Source organism: Amycolatopsis sp. NPDC049688, from assembly GCF_040674975.1.
Lineage (GTDB): Bacteria > Actinomycetota > Actinomycetes > Mycobacteriales > Pseudonocardiaceae > Amycolatopsis.
In genome coordinates this window covers 636,274-652,895 of the sequence record NZ_JBFANY010000003.1, presented here as the reverse complement: position 1 = coordinate 652,895, position 16,622 = coordinate 636,274, and the positions used below count along the sequence as shown (strand labels likewise).

Annotated in this window: 15 protein-coding genes; 6 read left to right on the top strand and 9 right to left on the bottom strand. The window is 72.1% G+C overall.

The window, feature by feature from the left end:
• The first annotated feature begins 3 nt into the window (after positions 1 to 3).
• The 5 genes from AB0J55_RS14050 to AB0J55_RS14030 all read left to right on the top strand — a co-directional run bounded on the left by AB0J55_RS14050 (position 4) and on the right by AB0J55_RS14030 (position 4,520).
• Positions 4 to 504: an Lrp/AsnC family transcriptional regulator gene (locus AB0J55_RS14050; protein ID WP_364247590.1), complete on the top strand. Its 501-nt coding sequence runs from the start codon at positions 4 to 6 to the stop codon at positions 502 to 504.
• Positions 505 to 615: 111 nt separating this feature from the next.
• Positions 616 to 2,007, top strand: coding sequence for an aspartate aminotransferase family protein (locus tag AB0J55_RS14045; RefSeq protein ID WP_364247587.1), 1,392 nt, complete (start codon positions 616 to 618; stop codon positions 2,005 to 2,007).
• Between the two features lie 240 nt (positions 2,008 to 2,247).
• Entirely contained in the window at positions 2,248 to 3,450 is a 1,203-nt protein-coding gene (locus AB0J55_RS14040; protein ID WP_364247584.1) for a cytochrome P450, read from the top strand.
• Between the two features lie 31 nt (positions 3,451 to 3,481).
• Positions 3,482 to 3,871 carry a hypothetical protein gene (locus AB0J55_RS14035; protein WP_364247582.1) on the top strand — a complete coding sequence of 130 codons (390 nt, stop codon included), beginning with the start codon at positions 3,482 to 3,484 and terminating at the stop codon, positions 3,869 to 3,871.
• 4 nt (positions 3,872 to 3,875) lie between these two features.
• Positions 3,876 to 4,520 (top strand): response regulator transcription factor, encoded by a 645-nt coding sequence (locus tag AB0J55_RS14030; protein WP_364247579.1) that lies wholly within the window; start codon positions 3,876 to 3,878, stop codon positions 4,518 to 4,520.
• A gap of 39 nt (positions 4,521 to 4,559) precedes the next feature.
• Here the strand turns inward: AB0J55_RS14030 and AB0J55_RS14025 are convergent, their stop codons facing one another.
• The 5 genes from AB0J55_RS14025 to AB0J55_RS14005 form a co-directional block, all read right to left on the bottom strand.
• Positions 4,560 to 5,711 (bottom strand): S8 family serine peptidase, encoded by a 1,152-nt coding sequence (locus tag AB0J55_RS14025; RefSeq protein WP_364247576.1) that lies wholly within the window; start codon positions 5,709 to 5,711, stop codon positions 4,560 to 4,562.
• Positions 5,712 to 5,725: 14 nt separating this feature from the next.
• The gene (locus AB0J55_RS14020) at positions 5,726 to 7,855 is read right to left on the bottom strand and encodes a hypothetical protein (RefSeq protein ID WP_364247573.1); all 2,130 of its coding nucleotides are present in this window, start codon (positions 7,853 to 7,855) and stop codon (positions 5,726 to 5,728) included.
• Positions 7,856 to 7,967: 112 nt separating this feature from the next.
• Positions 7,968 to 9,326, bottom strand: coding sequence for a protein kinase (locus tag AB0J55_RS14015; protein ID WP_364247570.1), 1,359 nt, complete (start codon positions 9,324 to 9,326; stop codon positions 7,968 to 7,970).
• Positions 9,327 to 9,423: 97 nt separating this feature from the next.
• Positions 9,424 to 9,885: an HNH endonuclease gene (locus AB0J55_RS14010; RefSeq protein WP_004561222.1), complete on the bottom strand. Its 462-nt coding sequence runs from the start codon at positions 9,883 to 9,885 to the stop codon at positions 9,424 to 9,426.
• Between the two features lie 62 nt (positions 9,886 to 9,947).
• Complete coding sequence (locus AB0J55_RS14005) at positions 9,948 to 10,886, bottom strand: ferulic acid esterase (protein ID WP_364247567.1); 939 nt, start codon at positions 10,884 to 10,886, stop codon at positions 9,948 to 9,950.
• A gap of 156 nt (positions 10,887 to 11,042) precedes the next feature.
• Between AB0J55_RS14005 and htpG the strand changes: the two genes are divergently transcribed.
• Entirely contained in the window at positions 11,043 to 12,938 is a 1,896-nt protein-coding gene (gene htpG / locus AB0J55_RS14000; RefSeq protein ID WP_364247564.1) for a molecular chaperone HtpG, read from the top strand.
• A 56-nt stretch (positions 12,939 to 12,994) separates the two neighbouring features.
• Here the strand turns inward: htpG and AB0J55_RS13995 are convergent, their stop codons facing one another.
• The 4 genes from AB0J55_RS13995 to AB0J55_RS13980 form a co-directional block, all read right to left on the bottom strand.
• Positions 12,995 to 14,428 carry a glycoside hydrolase family 76 protein gene (locus AB0J55_RS13995; RefSeq protein WP_364247561.1) on the bottom strand — a complete coding sequence of 478 codons (1,434 nt, stop codon included), beginning with the start codon at positions 14,426 to 14,428 and terminating at the stop codon, positions 12,995 to 12,997.
• 94 nt (positions 14,429 to 14,522) lie between these two features.
• The gene (locus AB0J55_RS13990) at positions 14,523 to 15,134 is read right to left on the bottom strand and encodes a cupredoxin family copper-binding protein (RefSeq protein WP_364247558.1); all 612 of its coding nucleotides are present in this window, start codon (positions 15,132 to 15,134) and stop codon (positions 14,523 to 14,525) included.
• A complete protein-coding gene (locus AB0J55_RS13985) occupies positions 15,131 to 15,580 on the bottom strand; it encodes a hypothetical protein (protein WP_364247555.1) in 450 nt (149 codons plus the stop codon). Before AB0J55_RS13985 ends, AB0J55_RS13990 begins: the two co-directional genes overlap by 4 nt.
• Before the next feature lie 59 nt (positions 15,581 to 15,639).
• The gene (locus AB0J55_RS13980; RefSeq protein ID WP_364247552.1) at positions 15,640 to 16,608 is read right to left on the bottom strand and encodes a cupredoxin family copper-binding protein; all 969 of its coding nucleotides are present in this window, start codon (positions 16,606 to 16,608) and stop codon (positions 15,640 to 15,642) included.
• Positions 16,609 to 16,622 lie beyond the last annotated feature (14 nt).

The window sequence follows — 16,622 nt, the reverse complement described above, 5'->3', positions numbered from 1 at the left end:
GGGATGATCCCGGGCGTGAGCAGCCAGGACACTCCGAGCCGACCCGCCCCGCCGGTGCTCGACGACATTTCGCGGCAGATCATCGCGCAGCTGCAGGAGGACGGGCGGCGCGCGTACGCGACCATCGGCAAGGCGGTCGGCCTGTCGGAAGCGGCGGTCCGGCAGCGGGTCCAGCGGCTGTCGGACTCCGGGGTCATCCAGATCGTCGCCGTGTCGGATCCGTTGCAGGTCGGGCTGTTCCGGCAGGCGATGATCGCGATCACCGTCGACGGCCCGCTGGAACCGGTCGGCGACGCACTGGCCGAAATGGACGAAATCGCGTACGTGATCCTCTGCGCCGGGCGCTACGACCTGCTGTGCGAAGCCGTCTGCGCGGACGACGAGGCGTTGCTGCGGCTGATCTCGACGCGGATCCGCGCGCTGCCGGGTGTCCGGCACGCGGAGGCGATGGTCTACCTCAAGCTGCGGAAGCAGACCTACCAGTGGGGCACACGCGGAACGTGACGACTGAATCCGAAGGTGTAGAGCGATAGATGACCATGAATTAGTCGTCCAAGTTCGGCTGGACGACTGAATCGCTTGCGTCATCGGGTCGGCGCGTGCGATAACCGAGGCATGACCACTACCGCCGACCGCGCCGCCGCCGACGCCCCGAGCCTCGCGCAGGTGGCCCGCAGCAACCTCTGGATGCACTTCACCCGCCACTCGGCCTACGACGAGACCGACGTCCCGGTGATCGTGCGCGGCGAAGGCCCGTACATCTGGGACGCCCGCGGGAAGCGCTACCTGGACGGGCTCGCCGGGCTGTTCGCGGTCCAGGTCGGCCACGGCCGCGAGGAACTCGCGGAGGCTGCCGCGCGCCAGACGAAGCAGCTCGCCTACTTCCCGCTGTGGGGCCACGCGCACCCGGCGGCGATCGAGCTGGCTTCGCGGCTCGCCGCCGCGGCGCCGGGCGACCTGAACCGCGTGTTCTTCACCGTGAGCGGCGGCGAATCCGTCGAGACGGCGTGGAAGCTGGCGAAGCAGTACTTCAAGCTGGCCGGGAAACCGGGCAAGCACAAGGTGATCAGCCGCGCGCTGGCCTACCACGGGACGTCGCAGGGCGCGCTGTCGATCACCGGCATCCCCGGCGCGAAAGCGGACTTCGAGCCGCTGGTGCCGAGCACGCTGCGCGTCCCGAACACGAACTTCTACCGGGCGACCGAGCACGCCGACGACTACGAGGCGTACGGCCGCTGGGCGGCGGACCGGATCGAGCAGGCGATCGAATTCGAGGGCGCGGACACCGTCGCGGCGGTGTTCCTGGAGCCGGTGCAGAACACCGGCGGCTGTTTCGTGCCGCCGCCGGGGTACTTCGCGCGGGTGCGGGAGATCTGCGACAAGCACGACGTCCTGCTGGTGTCCGACGAGGTCATCTGCGCGTTCGGCCGGGTCGGGTACGACTTCGCGGCCAAGCGGTACGGCTACCAGCCGGACATCATCACGACGGCCAAGGGCCTGACGTCGGGGTACGCGCCGCTGGGCGCGGTGCTGGCTTCGGAGCGGCTGATGGAGCCGTTCACCCGCGGCGAGACGACGTTCATGCACGGCTCGACCTACGGCGGCCACCCGGTGTCGTGCGCGGTGGCGCTGGCGAACCTCGACCTGATGGAGCGGGAGGACCTGTACGGCCACGTCCTGCGCCGGGAATCCGCCTTCCGGTCCACTTTGGACAACTTGCTCGACCTGCCGATCGTGGGGGACGTCCGCGGCGCCGGGTTCTTCTACGGGATCGAGCTGGTGAAGGACAAGGCGACCAAGGAGACGTTCACGGCGGCGGAGTCCGAGCGGGTGCTGCGCGGGTTCCTGTCGGAGGCGCTGTTCGAGGCGGGGCTGTACTGCCGGGCGGACGACCGGGCCGAGCCGGTCGTGCAGCTGTCGCCGCCGCTGGTTTGCGATCAGCGGGAGTTCGACGAGATGGAGCAGATCCTGCGGGACACGCTGACGCGGGCCTGGCAGCTGCTGTAGGCCGGGTGGGGCGGCCTCGGTGGGGGTGGCCTCCGGCCCCCGGTATCCACGATACCGGCACACACCGACAATTCCGGCCCGCCCGGGCAGGCTCGCTGGCCCGATCGGGCGGGGAATCCGCCTTCCCCGCCCGATCGGCGGCTTCCTGAGTACCGTGGAACGCGGGGGACCGGGGGGAGCGGCCGGTGACCGGCCCGCCCGTGTTCGCGCCGGCCGTGCGCGCTTCCGGGAGGAGACCCGATGACCGCCGCTGCTCCGCGCCTTCCGTTCGATCGGCCCAGTGTCCTGGAGATCGCTCCGCTCTTCGAGGTCCTTCGCCGGCAGGGGCCCGTTGTCCCGGTCACCACGCCCGCCGGGGATCCCGCCTGGCTCGTCACCGGGTTCGACCAGGTGCGGGCCGTTTTCACCGATCCGCGGTTCGGCCGGTCGCACCCCGCGCCGGAGGAAGCTTCCCTGCTTTCGGATGCCGCCTTCCTCAGCCGGCCGCAGGGGGACCACGACACCGAGCACACCGAGCACGCCCGGATGCGGCGGCTGCTCGTGCCCGCCTTCTCCGCCAACCGGATCCGGCGGCTCGCCGGGCACGTGCAGGAGCTCGCCGACGGCTGCTTCGACGCCATGGAACGCGCGCGGCGCGAGCACGACGTCGTCGACCTGCACGAACACCTCTCCTTCCCGCTGCCCGTGCTCGTCATCTGCGAGCTGCTCGGCGTCCCCTACGACGACCGCGAGACCTTCCGGGTGCTCTCGGACCGGATCGGGCGGATGGACATCGGCGCCGCCTCGGATGCGGCGCTCGAGGAGTTCGCCGCCTACATGAGCCGGCTCGCCGACAGCAAGCGGCGGGAGCCGGGGCAGGACGTCGTCTCGGACCTGGTGCGGGCGCAGGCCGACGATCCGGCCTTCGGGGACGACGACCTCGCGCGGCTCGCCGCCGGACTGTTGTTCGCCGGCCACGAGACCACCTCCAACCGGATCGACCTCGGCGTCCTCTACCTGCTCGCCGACCTCACCCGGCGGGACGAGCTGGCCGCCGACCCCGAAGGCCGCGTGCACGGCGTCGTCGAAGAGATCCTGCGGCTGTCCGCGCCGAGCGGGCTCGGGGTGCTGCGATACGCCCACGACGACGTCGAACTCGGCGGGGTGACGATCCCGCGGGGCGACGCGGTCCTCCTGTCCATCGCCGCCGCCAACCGGGACGAGACCGTGTTCCCCGACCCCGGCGCGTTCGACCCCGGCCGCAAGCCGAATTCGCACGTTTCCTTCGCCTACGGCGGCTGGTTCTGCATCGGGGCGAGCCTGGCCCGCACCGAACTGCGGGTCGTTTTCGGCTCGCTGTTCCGGCGGTTCCCCGGGCTGCGCCTGGCCGTCGGCGTCGATGAACTCCAGGTCCGGACCAACCGTGTCACCGGGGGAGTGGACCGCGTGCCGGTCCTCTGGTAGACCAACGGCGGCCGCATGTGGAGGAAAAGACGTGACCCTGTGGGACAAGCTCAAGATGGACGACAAGCTCGTCAAGGTGCTGCAGGAGATCCCGCCGGGCCCGGACGCCGAGGAGTTCGGGCGCGCCTACGTCACCATCCACCAGCTGGCCGTCGAGCTGGACCAGCGGTTCCCCGAGGTCCGCGCGCAGCTGGACGTGCCGCTCGGCGGCGGCGCGACCCGGCACGCGGGCCTCGTCGAGCTGCTCGGCAAGGAACTGGTCGACAAGATCCGCCGCTACGGCGACGTCTACCCGATCGAGGCCGCGCAGCTTTCGTCGGTGCGCTTCCGCGAGCTGCGGCTGCGCGGCCCCGGTGGCCGTGACCTGGTCGGCGCGTCGAAGGCCGACCTGCCGCTGATCCGCCTGCGGGCCAAGGACTGACCGGGTGCCCGCACCGCCGGTCCGGGTCCTGGTGGCCGAGCGCGACCCGGCGGTGCGCGCCCGCCTGAGCGGGATCCTCGACGCGGCGGACGGCATCGAGGTCGTCGGCTCGGCCCCCGACGCGACGGCCGCCCGCGTCACCCTCCGGCGCCGGCTGCCGGACGTGCTGCTGCTGGACCTGCGCCTGACCTGGCCGGACGCGCTGCCCCGGCGCCCGGCGGTGGTGGCGCTGGCCACCTTCGACTCGGACGCGGGCATCCTCCGCGCCCTGCGCGACGGCGCCTCGGGCTTCCTGCTGCGGTCGGCCCGGCGCAACGACCTGGTCAAGGTGGTCCGGCTGGCCGCCGACGGGCACGTGGTGCTGTCCCCGGACGCCTCCCGCCGCCTGCTGTCGGCGGCCACCCGCCTGTCCGGCCCCCGCGACGACCGGCTCGCGCAGGTGGACCGCCTGTCGGCCCGCGAGACCGACGTGCTCGCCGGCGTCGGGGCGGCCCTGACGAACGCCGAGATCGCGCACCGGCTGGGGCTGCCGGAGCCGATCGTGCGGGACTGCGTGGCGCGGGTGGTGCGGAAGCTGGGCTGCGCGCACCGGACCGGCGCCGGGCTGCTGGCGTACGAACGCGGGCTCTGCCGCCCCGGCCTGAGCTGAGGGTGCCCGGCTCCCCGGGAGCCGGGCACCCTCAGGTCGTCAGAAGCCGCTCAGGCCGTTCGGCACCCCCACCCCCGTGGGAGCGTCGTAGCCCGGGCCCGCGACGCACAGGTAGTCGCCGCCGCACTTCTTGCCGCCGCCGCTCGGGTCGTTGTCGCCCGCGGCGATGTCCACGAACTTCGCCGCGTTGGCGTACACGCCGGCCGGCTGGGCCGTGCCCGCCCGGCCCGAACGGCCGTACAGGCCCGCCACGAACGGCGCCGAGGCACTCGTGCCGCTCACCGGGAGCCAGCCGCCCACGTCCGTGTTGTACACCGCCACGCCGTCCGCGACCGCCGACACGTCGGCGACCGTCCGCTTGCCGCAGTGGGTGTCCTGCTGCCACTTCGGTTTGGCGATGTAGGCCGAGCAGCCGCTGCCGCCGTACTGCCACGCCGATTCCGCCCAGCCGCGCGGCGAATCCGGGTCCCGGGCCAGCGTCGTCCCGCCGACCGCGACCGTCGAGGCCAGCACCGCCGGGTAGCTCGCCGCGGTGAAACCGCTGTCGCCCGACGAGGCCACCACCGTCACGCCCGGGTGCTGGTAGTGGCTCGCGTACGCCAGCGGCGCGCCGCTTTCCCGGGCACCGTAGCTGTTCGACACGACCTTCGCGCCCAGCCGCACCGCGGTGTCCTCCGTCGCCGCGAGGTCGGCGAAACCCGGGGAATCGCCTTCCACGACGAGAATCCGGCAGGACGGGCACGCCGCCGACACCATCGACACGTCCAAAGTGGACTCAAGGGCCCAGCCGAAGGAGCTCGGCGGCAGCGGAGCCGCCGCGCCCTGCTGGTTCACCTTGCGGAAGCAGCCGTTCGCCGTCGTGCACGGCGGCAGGCCGTACTGCGCCCGGTACGCGGCCAGGTCGGCTTCCAGGTTCGGCGCGTCGAAGGCGATCGAGATGCCGACGACGGTGTCCGGCCCCGCCTGGTCCGGCAGCCGGTACGCCGACGCCAGGTCGGCGGCGCCCCAGCCCGCCGGCCCGTCGGCGAGCGCGCGGACCGCGCGCGGGGTGTAGGTGGTGAGGCAGCGCGCCTGGCCCGGAGCCGGTTCGGGGCACGCCGGGCGGGACACCGGGGTGGCGGCCGCGGCGGGGGTGACCAGGCCGGCCGCCGCCACCACGGCGGCCAGCGCGCCGATCCATCTTCTGTTCACAGTGGACCTTCCCCTCAGGACACGTAGACGTGGTAAGCGGCCGTGACGCTCTCGGCGATCGTCGCCCCGGCGGCGTCGGACGCGGTGACCCGCAGCGAGACGTCCGTGCCGCGGAACGCCTCCGTGGTCACCGGGAATTCGGCGTGGAAGACGCCGTCGCCGCGGGCGGTGACGGTCGCGTCCAGCCAGGTCACGCCGTCGGTCGAGTACTGCACGGTCGCGCCGGCGATGGGCGACGGGGTGCTCTGCTGCAGGTGCCCGACGGTGAGGTCCAGGCTCTGCGGCCCGCTCGGGGTGGACCCGTCCGGCCGGAGCCCGCCGACGGCGTACTGCAGCGTCAGCAGCGGCTCCACCGCACAGGCGCGGTCCGGGCCGTTGTCGCCGCGGGCGCAGTACAACGCGGGCGGCAGCTGGGCGCCTTCGACGTGCTGCGACTTCCACGTCCACTCGGTGTGGCTCGCGGTGCTCTGGTGGTACATCGGCCCGGTGCGCCCGGCGTCGACCGTGAGGCCGAGCGTCGAGGGACCCGGGCCGGCCTCGTGCTCGAAGGCGGCTTCGAAGCCGCCGCCCGTCGGCGTGCCCTCGGTGAGGGTGGTGCCGTCCTGGGTGAGGCGGTAGTGCCCGGTGACGGTGTCCCGCGACTCGCCGTAGTAGCCGAACCCCGTGTGACCCGGCTGGTTGTCGCTGAACGGCGTGAGCGAGAACCGCAGCAGGTCACCGGCGCGCGTCGCGGCCGGCAAGGTGTAGACGGTGGGATCGGCCTGCAGCGCCACCGCGCCCGCCGGGTGCAGCGGGAAGCGGTTCCAGTCTTCGGTGACCGACGAGCCGCCCCGGTAGCCGTGGAAGGCCTCGTACTGGCCGCCGGCCCAGCCGGGGAACGGACCGGGCAGCACGTACTTCGAAACACCGCCGAACCACACCAGGTCCGGCGCCGCCGAGACGTACTCGGTCTGCTTGCGCGGCAGGTCGATCAGGTGCGACGGCCGGCCGCCGCCGTCCTCGAAGGTGAACATGCCGCTGCGCTGCCGCCGGCCCACCGAGCTGTATTCGCTGTAGTAGGTGGCGTCCACCGTGGCGACGTCCTTCGCCGTGATCACGTACCGCTGCTGCGGAATCGTGCCGATCGTGGCCTTCTGCAGCACGTATTCGTACGGCGTGCCGGGCCCGGGCGGGGACACCAGCCTGCTGTACGGGTACGTCTGCAGCGCCCCGGTGCGCACCGGGACGGCGGTCGGCGACACCGAGATCGGCACCCCCGGCCCGGCGTCGAAGTCGACGAGCAGGGCCGGCCCGGTCTTCGCGGCCCGGCGGAAGAGGAACCCGGTGTCGTCGAGCAGCGCCGGCCGCGGGGTCACCCAGGTCAGCTTGCTGGACGCGCGTTTCGCGTCGACACGGACGGTCGCGTCCGCCCGCACCGCGAACTCCGGCTGCGCGGAGAACCGCAGGTCGGTCGGGTTGCCGTCGGCGTCGGCCGTCCAGAGCACGCCGAGCGCGCTGTAGTTGCCGTCCGGCACGCTGAACTTGGCCGTGCCGCCGGAGAAGTAGTTGAAGTTCTCGTCGGGGGCGAGGGTGTTGCCGTCGTCGGTGTTGTAGAGGAACGCGATGCCCGTGTTCGCGGGTTTGCCGGCGACGTCGGTGGCGTCGACCGACACCGTCCGCATCACCGACCGCGGCTGGACGGCCTGCCGCTTCGGCGCGCCGGCGAGGGCGTACCGCGCCCCGTTCGCGAACAGGCCCTGCCCGCCGAAGCGACCCCGCGCACTGTCCTCTTTGAACTGTTTCGCCAGCGCGGCACCGAACGTGGCGGTGTCGGCCGGGTTCTTCGCGCCCGCCAGCAACGCCTTGACGTCGAACAGGCTCAGGTCGAGCCCGCGCCCGAGGTAGGGGAGCGCGGTGCCGGGGACCTCGTAGTCCCGGCCGCCGAGCCGCAGGTGCACCAGCGCCCGCGCCATGCCCTTGGCCGCGGCGGGCTGGATTTCGAAACTGTCCCGGCCGTCCGGGGCGGTCCGGACGGTGACCCGGTCGCCGGTGATCAGGGTGGCGGTCGGCGACGGCCCCGCGGCGAGCGCCGCCGGCGGGGCGAGCCCGGCCGGCCCGGCCGAACCGGCGAGCAGCACCGCGAACACCGTGAGACTTCTTCGCACTGGCACCTCCGTGTGGTGGTTGATCACCACTTCCGACGAGCCAGGCGGCAAGACCGTTGAGAGCGGGGCGCGATCTCTCGCGAATTGCCCTGATCGGCCCAGCGACGGAGAGTCAGAGCGTCCGGCAGGTGAGGGCCGGGCGGGCGTCGCCGCTGCCGTTCTGCGTCAGGGCGATCAACCCGAACGTCGTCGTCCCGTCCGCGTCGAGTTTCGCGTTCCAGGCGGCGTTTTCGACCGTCACCGTGGACCCGTCGACAGTGAAGGTCCCGTTCCACAGGCCGGTGATGCGGTGACCGGCCGGCAACGTCCAGCGGACGCGCCAGCCGGACAGGCCGGCCGCGCGGTCGTTGCGGACCGTCACCAGCACCTGGTAGCCGCCCGGCCACGAGTTCGTCACCTCGTACCGCGCCGCGCAGCCCAGGTCGGCCGGGGTCGTGGGCGCGGGCACCGGCGGGGTCGAGGACGGCGCGGCCGACGGCACCGGCGTGGCCACCGGCGTGCCGTCCGGGACGATCACCGTGCCGATCACCACGCCCAGCGCCAGCAGCACCGCGCCGGCGGCGCCCGCGAGGACCAGCCGGCGTCGCGGACGGCGGACGCGCAGCAGCCGGGTCCCGGCCCGCGGCCGGGGACGCGGCGGGGGCAGCGGACGGCCGCCGGTGACCGCTTCGAACAGCTCCTGGACCTCCGCCATCGCCGGGCGCGCGGCCGGATCCCGCTGCAGCATCCGGCTCAGCACCTCGGCGAGCGGGCCGCTGTGGCGCGGCGGGACGACCTCCTCTTTCGCGATGCGCAGGAGGAGGGTGATCGCGTTGTCGTCGTTGCCGAACGGCGGCGCGCCTTCCAGCGCCCGGTAGAGCGTGGCACCGAGGGAAAAGACGTCGGCGGGGAACTCGGCGTCGCGGCCGGCGGCGACCTCGGGCGCCAGGTAGGCGGGCGTGCCCGCGATGAAGCCGCCGCCGGTCACCGTGCCTTCGCCGGTCGCCCGGGAGATGCCGAAGTCGGCGATCTTGGCGACCCCCTCCTCGCCGAGCAGGACGTTGGCGGGCGTGACGTCGCGGTGCACCACGCCCTCGGCGTGCGCGGCGGCGAGCGCCGACGCGACCTGCACGCCGATGCGCGCCACCTCCTCGGCGGGCAGCGTCTCCCGGTCGAGCAGGATCTCCGCCAGGCTGCGCGACGGCAGGTACTCCATGACCAGGTAAGGCCCGCCGGGCGCCTCGACGACGTCGTGCACCGTGATCGCGTGCGGGTGCCGCAGGCGCGCGGTGAGCCGGGCCTCGCGCAGGGCGCGTTGCGCCGCCTGCGCACCGGCGGCCGGCCCGATGGCCGCGTCGTAGTCCAGCTGCTTGACCGCGACGACCCGGTCCAGCCGCTCGTCACGGGCGCGCCAGACCACGCCCATCGACCCCTGGCCGATTCTCTCCGACAGCCGGTAGCGCCCGGCGACCAGCTCTCCTGCGTCGGTCACGACGACCTCCCGGCTTCCCCCGGAACACACGGATGCGGGCGACGTTCGGTTCGAGCCTAACGGCCTGCCCGCCGGTGTGCCGACGGACAGGCCGCGCTCACGCGCCGAGCCGGTGCAGCTGGTCCCAGGCCGGGACGTACGGGGTGAACCGCAGCTTCATCCCCGCCTCGGCCGGCAGCTTGTCGGCCTTCCGCGCGTTGCAGCTGCGGGCCGTGCCGCCGCACGCGGCGACCGTGTTCAACCACGACGTCCGCTCGCCGCCGCGGCTCAGCGGCGTCACGTGGTCGATCGTCGTCGCCTTCGCGCCGCAGTACGCGCAGCGGTGGCCGTCGCGGGTCAGCACCCCGCGGCGGGACCAGCGCGGCGGCTGCGTATATCGCCACTTCATGACGACGTAACGCAGTAACCGCACGATCTTCGGGCGCGGGAACAACCCGTACGCGAGACCGTCTTCGGCCTCGTGGATCTCGGCGACGTGCCGCACGAGCATGCGGATCGCGTGCGGCACCGAAACGGTCTGCAGCGGTTCGTAACCGGCGTTCAGGACCAGGACCTTCACAACGCACCTCTTTCCTCTCGGCGAAATGGTCGCCGAGGGGAAAGAGGTGCGTCAATCGTGTTTCACCACAGTGGATGCGCGCGGAAGAACCGCCAGATGACCGGCGTCGCGTCGATCACCGTGGGCGTCGCGGAATCGTTGTTCGGCCGGGTGCTGGGCCAGACGTGCCCGGCACCTTCGACGCGGTAGTGCTCCAGGGCGCCACGGCCTTCGCAGCCTAGCCACTTCGCGGCGACGACCCCGGCGACCGGCGTCCACGTCACCGGATCCGGGCGGCAACCGTCCCTTGTGGACCATCCGGCCAGCCAGCCCGGGATCGGCGGGAGGCCCTTCGCCGGGTTGCCGTCGTAGGGGATGGTCGTGTCGGCGGTGCCGTGGAAGTCGAGGACCGGCACCGGCCGGCGCGGCAGGCAGGCGCCACCCTGCGGATAGAACGCGCCCGACACCGGCGCGAACGCCGCGATCCGGCCGCCCAGCCGGCACGCCAGCACGCCGACGAACCCGCCGCCGTTGGACTTGCCGGCGGCGTAGATCCGTCCCGGGTCGACGCACAGGGTGCGCTGCAGCGCCGTCAGCAGGTCGCTGGTGAACAGCACGTCGTCGGCGGCGGCCGAGTAGGGCGCCCCGGTCCAGGCCGACTCGCCGTCGGTGCCGGTCAGGCCCTGCGGGTAGACCGCGATGGCGTCCAGCGCGGAGAAGCCGGACAGCTCCTCCTGGTACTGGGACGTCCGCTTGTGCCCGTGGAACGACAGGACCAGCGGGTACGGCCGGTACGGGTGGTACCGGGCGGGCAGGTGAACGGTGTACTCGCGGTCGAGGCCGCCCGAGGTGACGTGCCGGGTGGTCGTCACGCCGGCGGGGAAGCCCGCGGGGCGCCCGCAGCCGGTGGTGGCGACGGGATGGTCGGCGACGCCCGCCGCGGCGGCGGGCGCGGCGAAGGCGGTGGTCAGGGCACCGGCCGCGGCGAACGCGGCCGCCCACCGGGTGAAGCGTCCGGGCACTCGATCCTCCTTGATCGGCAGCGGGGCGTGGCCAGCATCACACCTGTAGCGGCCGGCTCCGAGATTGCGTTCATAAAGTGCGCGGTCACGAACTGTCGGACCCGCTCGGTAGGATCGACCCAACGACGGCCACCGGACACGCGGAAGGGAATGGAAGTGACTGCCCCGATCGAGACGCTGGAGTTCCAGTCGGAAGCGCGTCAGCTGCTCCAGCTGATGATCCATTCGATCTATTCGAACAAGGACACGTTCCTGCGGGAGCTCGTGTCCAACGCCTCCGACGCCCTCGACAAGCTGCGGCTGGAGTCGTACCGCGACAAGGACCTCGAGGCGGACACGTCCGACCTGCACATCGCGATCGAGACCGACCCGGAGGCGCGGACCCTGACGGTCCGGGACAACGGCATCGGCATGACCCGCGACGAGGTCGTCGCCCTGATCGGGACGATCGCCAAGTCCGGCACCGCCGACTTCCTGACCAAGCTGAAGGAGGCGAAGGACGCGGCGGCGTCGCAGGACCTGATCGGGCAGTTCGGCGTCGGGTTCTACGCGAGCTTCATGGTCGCGGACAAGGTCACCCTCGTGACCCGCCGCGCGGGCAGCGCCGAAGGCGTTCGCTGGGAGTCGACCGGCGAAGGCACGTACACGATCCAGCCGGTCGAGGACGCGCCGCAGGGCACCGCGGTCACCCTGCACCTCAAGCCGGAGGACACCGAGGACCACCTCTACGACTACACGTCCGCGGCGAAGATCCGCGAGATCGTCAAGAAGTACTCCGACTTCATCACCTGGCCCATCCGCATGAAGGGCGAGGGCGAGGACGCCGAGACCGAGACGGTCAACTCGATGAAGGCGCTGTGGGCGCGCTCGTCGAGCGAGGTCACCGAGGACGAGTACCACGAGTTCTACAAGCACGTCAGCCACGACTGGCAGGACCCCCTGGAGACGATCCGGCTGCAGGCCGAGGGGACGTTCGAGTACCAGGCGCTGCTGTTCCTGCCCTCGCACGCGCCGATGGACCTGTTCCTGCGCGAGCGCAAGCGGGGCGTGCAGCTCTACGTCAAGCGCGTCTTCATCATGGACGACTGCGAGTCGCTGGTCCCCGAGTACCTGCGGTTCGTCAAGGGCGTCGTCGACGCGCAGGACCTCTCGCTCAACGTGTCGCGGGAGATCCTGCAGCAGGACCGGCAGATTCAGCTGATCCGCCGCCGGCTGGTGAAGAAGGTCCTGTCGACGGTCAAGACGATGATGACCGCCGACGCCGAGAAGTACGCGACGTTCTGGCGCGAGTTCGGCCGGGCGGTCAAGGAGGGCCTGCTCGACGACTTCGAGAACCGCGAAGCCATCCTGGAGATCTCCTCGTTCGCTTCGACGCACGACGCGGAGAAGCCGACTTCGCTGCGCGACTACGTCTCGCGGATGAAGGACGGCCAGGAGCACATCTACTTCATGACCGGCGAGTCGCGGTCGGCGATCGAGAACTCGCCGCACATGGAGGCGTTCCGCGCCAAGGGTTACGAGGTGCTGGTGCTGACCGACCCGATCGACGAGATGTGGGTCGACGCGGTGCCGGGCTTCGACGGGAAGCAGTTCCAGTCGATCGCCAAGGGCCAGGTCGACCTCGAGTCGGAGGAGGACAAGAAGGCCACCGAGGTCGCCCGCGAACAGCAGAACAAGGACTTCGAGGGCCTGCTGACGTGGATGGGCACGGCGCTGGGCGACACGGTCAAGGAGGTGCGCCTGTCGTCGCGGCTGACGACGTCGCCGGCCTGCATCGTCGGCGACACCCACGACCTGACTCCGACCCTGGAGAAGATGTACCGGGCGATGGGGCAGGAGCTGCCGCCGATCAAGCGCATCCTCGAGCTCAACCCGGAGCACGCGCTGGTGACGGGCCTGCGCGAGGCCCACACCGCCCGGCCGGACGACGAGGGTCTCGCCGAGACGGCCGAGCTGCTGTACGGCATGGCCCTGCTGGCCGAGGGCGGTGAGCTGGCGGACCCGTCCCGGTTCATCAAGCTGCTGGCCGGCCGCCTGGAGAAGACGCTCTGAGCCGAGCTCGTGAGTGGTAAGGCGAGTTCTGACTCGCCTTACCACTCACGACCCGGTCAGGGGGCGGCGTTCATCAGGTCCAGGGCGCTCTGCTGGCGGGCCGCGTCGGGCTGGTCGAAGGGGCCGGCCCACATCAGGCCGTACGCTTCCGCGCTGTTCCGGTCGTTCGCGTACGCCGAGTTCGCCTGGCGCTGCAGGTAGGCCGTGTACGGGTGGTCGGAGAGCGCCGCGTTGAACACGGCCAGGTCCCGGACGTACACGCCCTTGAAGCTCGGGCCGTCGGCACCGCCGCCGCCCGCCGTCTCGCCCGGGTCGCGGAGGATGCCGCCCGGGTTCAGGGACCCGCTGGTCGTCGACGCGTTCGCCATCGTGCGGGCCTTCGCCGGCAGGGCCGCGTCGCCGGTCGCGCGGTACAGCTCGGTCAGCGCCGCCAGGGGCACGCCCTGGTTGTACGACCAGGTCGGCTGGCCGTTGTTCGCGCAGGTCGACGTGGTCAGGCCGTCGTTGACCAGGTTCGAGCCGTTGATCATGCCGCTGCCGGAGAACCAGGCCCACCCGGCGCGGGCGCGCGCCAGGTACGCCGTGTCGCCGGGGATCCGGTTGTGCAGGGCCGCGTTCAGCTGGATGTACAGCGAGTTCGGGATCGCGTTCTTGTAGGTGCGGCTCGTGCTCCACCAGACCCCGCCGCCGCAGACGCCGTCCCAGTACGCGTACATGTGGTCCGCGTCCGCCCGGGCGGTGTTCAGGTACTTGCTGTCGCCCGTCAGGTCGTAGGCGTCCACCCACGCCAGGCCCCACCAGCCGGTGTCGTCGAGGTAGTCGTTGCGGAACTGGCCGCCCTGAGCCGCGAGGTTCTTCGTGTACGTCGTGTCGATCGCGTAGCGGTAGCTGCCCATGCCGCTGATCCGGGCGTTGTCGATGATCGCGGTCAGCGCGTTGGCCGAGTTCCACCACCCGGTCGTGTCGAAGAGGCCGGTGCCGAGGTTGTAGCGCTCCATCAGCGCCGTGGCGGCCGCGGTGCGGCGGTCCCAGGCGTTCCACGTCGGACGGGCCCAGCCGGTGCAGGCGATGCTCCCCGAACCCACGGGCTGCCCGCACGCGCGCAGCAGGCCGACGCCCCGGTTCGCCCAGTCGTCGGTGTTGTACATCAGGGTCCGCCAGCCGGTCGCCCCCGCGGGGGTGGCGGTGTCGCCGAGCTTGCTGCCCGACGCCCACGTGCGGCCGGCGTCGAACGAGCGGTCCAGCCAGACGTGGTCGCCGGCCGCGCCGCCGGTGATCGCCGCCCAGCCCATGGCGTCACCGTCGTCGAGGTGCAGGGAGATTCTTCGCCCGCTGACGCCGGCCGAAGCGCCTTCGCGGTCGCCGGGCGACGACGCGGGATCCCGCGCGTCGCAGTACTTGTTGCAAATCGTCGCCAGCGGCGCGGCGGCCGGTGCCGGCGTCGGAGTGGCCGCCATGACGAAGGTCAGCAGGGGCACAAGGAAGTTCATCGGTCACCTTCCGCGCTGAAGGACGATGCTTCCATTGTGAACGGCTGATATTATTGGTCCAGTCCTTTGCTGGGACAGGTTTCCGGACAGGAATTCACGCCTGGCGCGAACCGAGCAGCAGCAGGCACAGCACCGCGACCCCGGTGACGAGCCCGGCGACCAGCAGCATCGGGTTCAGCGACGGCGGGGTCGCCGCGGCCGCCTGCTGGACCGGCTCCGGGGCCGGAGCAGCGGCCGGAGCGGCCGCGGACGTGGTGGCCGGCGGCGTGGCGGCGGGCACCACGGCAGCCGAGGTGGCCGAGGACGCGGTGGTGTGTGGCACTGGTGTGGTCCGGGGCACCGTGGCCACCGGCTTCGGCGGCGCCGTCGTGGGCGCGGGCAGAACCGTCACCGAGGCCCGCATGTCCGGGTGCACCGAGCAGTAGTACTGGTAGGTCCCCGGCTGCCGGAACGTGTAGCTCCAGCTTTGCCCGGCCGACAGCTGCGGGCTGCGGAACGCGACCGGCGCGCTCGTCGTGACGACGTCGTGCGGGGCTTCGTCGTGCTGCATCCACGTGACGGTGTCGCCGGCGCGCACGGTCAGCGCGGCGGGGGAGAAGGCGTAGTCCTGCATCATCACCTGCTGCGTCGCCGCGGCGGCCGGGCCGGCGAGCGGCAGGCTCAGGAACAGCAGCAGGCCGGCGACGGCCAGGGCGGCCCGCCTCATCGGACGAACTCGATCGCGATCTCCACGCGCAGCCGCCGCCGGGCGAGCAGCCGCACGAGCCGGCCGGCGCGCCGTGGCTTGCGGCGGGCCGGCGGGACGATCCCGGCGGCCCAGACGACGGCACTGTGGTCGTCCCGGTACCGGACGTCGCCGCGCAGGCGCACGTCACGGCCGGCCACGCGCCCCTCGGCGACGAAGGGGTCCTCGGCCACTTCATCGGCGGTGAAGGTGATTTCCCCGCCGCGGAACGCGCGGTGCAGGAACGGGATCGGCGTCCGCAGGGAGCCGGGGCCGAGGGTGACCGTGAGCGCCGAGCCGGGCGTCCAGTGCCCGCCGGTCGCGGTCAGCCGGGCGCGGGCCAGCGGCGGGCGCGGGGAAAGCTCGATGACGCAGCGGTCGCGGCGCAGGGTGTAGCGGGTCGCCGGCAGGACGGCGGTGTCGGACATGGGGGAGGGCCTCCGGGGAGAGAGAGCGGGTGGCCGGGAAGTCCCGGCCACCCGCGTGATCAGCAGCTCGCCTGGTTCAGCAACGGCGTGAGCACGGTTTCGAGCCACACCGTGTGCGTCTTGATGTACTGGTCGAGGTTCAGCAGGTCGGTCACCTGCTGAACCGGCGACTCCTCGAGGTGCGCGCTCTTGATGTGCGCGAGGATCGGCGCCAGCGTGTCGGTGACGACCTTGTCCGCCGACCCGTCGAACGCCGGGGCGAGCACGGTTTCCAGCCACACCGTGTGGGTCTTGATGTACTGGTCCAGGTTGAGGATGTCCTGCACCTGCTGACCCGGTGAGGTCTCCAGGTGCGCGCTCTTGACGTGGTCGAAGATCGGCTGCAGGACCGCCTTCGGCACGCAGGAGCCGCCGGCCGGGGTGGTCGGTGCCGGCATCGGGTGGCCCGGGGTCGTGGCCGGGGCGGACGTCGGGGTCGTGGCCGGCGGAGTGCTGGTCGGGGCCGCGCCGGTCACGGTGACGGTCGCCTTCATGTCCGGGTGGATCGAGCAGTAGTACGAGTACTTGCCCGCCTTGGTGAAGGTGTGGCTGAAGGTCTGGCCGGTCTGCAGGGTCGGGGAGGTGAACTTCTCCGGCCCGTCGGTGACCACGATGTTGTGCGGCGCGGTGTCGTGGTTGGTCCACGTCACGGTGTCGCCGACGGCGATGGTCAGGTCGGCCGGCGAGAACTTGTAGCCCATCGCTTCGACGGCCTTCGCCGAAGGCGCCGCGGCCGCCGCGGCCCCGCCGGCCTGTTCCTGCGCGAGCCCCTGGTAGAGCGGGACGGCCAGCGGGCTCTGCCGGGCCAAGGCGGCGAGGTCGACGTTCGCGGCCTGGCTGGGTGCGGCCTGCCCGGCCGTCCCGCCGCGCAGCGTGGCGAGGCTGACCAGCGCCGCCGCCAGGGCGAGGACCGCCACGGCGACCGGCCAGTTCCGCCGTCGGCGCACCACCTCCGGCTGCTCGGGGGCGGTGGGGGTGGGGTTGTCCATCGAGGGACTCCTTT

Bases quoted from the DNA above. Each gene is read 5' to 3' on its own strand.
- AB0J55_RS13990 (WP_364247558.1), bottom strand. From the start codon at position 15,134: ATGAGGCGGGCCGCCCTGGCCGTCGCCGGCCTGCTGCTGTTCCTGAGC.
- AB0J55_RS13985 (WP_364247555.1), bottom strand. From the start codon at position 15,580: ATGTCCGACACCGCCGTCCTGCCGGCGACCCGCTACACCCTGCGCCGC.
- AB0J55_RS13980 (WP_364247552.1), bottom strand. From the start codon at position 16,608: ATGGACAACCCCACCCCCACCGCCCCCGAGCAGCCGGAGGTGGTGCGC.
- AB0J55_RS13995 (WP_364247561.1), bottom strand. From the start codon at position 14,428: ATGAACTTCCTTGTGCCCCTGCTGACCTTCGTCATGGCGGCCACTCCG.
- AB0J55_RS14040 (WP_364247584.1), top strand. From the start codon at position 2,248: ATGACCGCCGCTGCTCCGCGCCTTCCGTTCGATCGGCCCAGTGTCCTG.
- AB0J55_RS14045 (WP_364247587.1), top strand. From the start codon at position 616: ATGACCACTACCGCCGACCGCGCCGCCGCCGACGCCCCGAGCCTCGCG.
- AB0J55_RS14050 (WP_364247590.1), top strand. From the start codon at position 4: ATGATCCCGGGCGTGAGCAGCCAGGACACTCCGAGCCGACCCGCCCCG.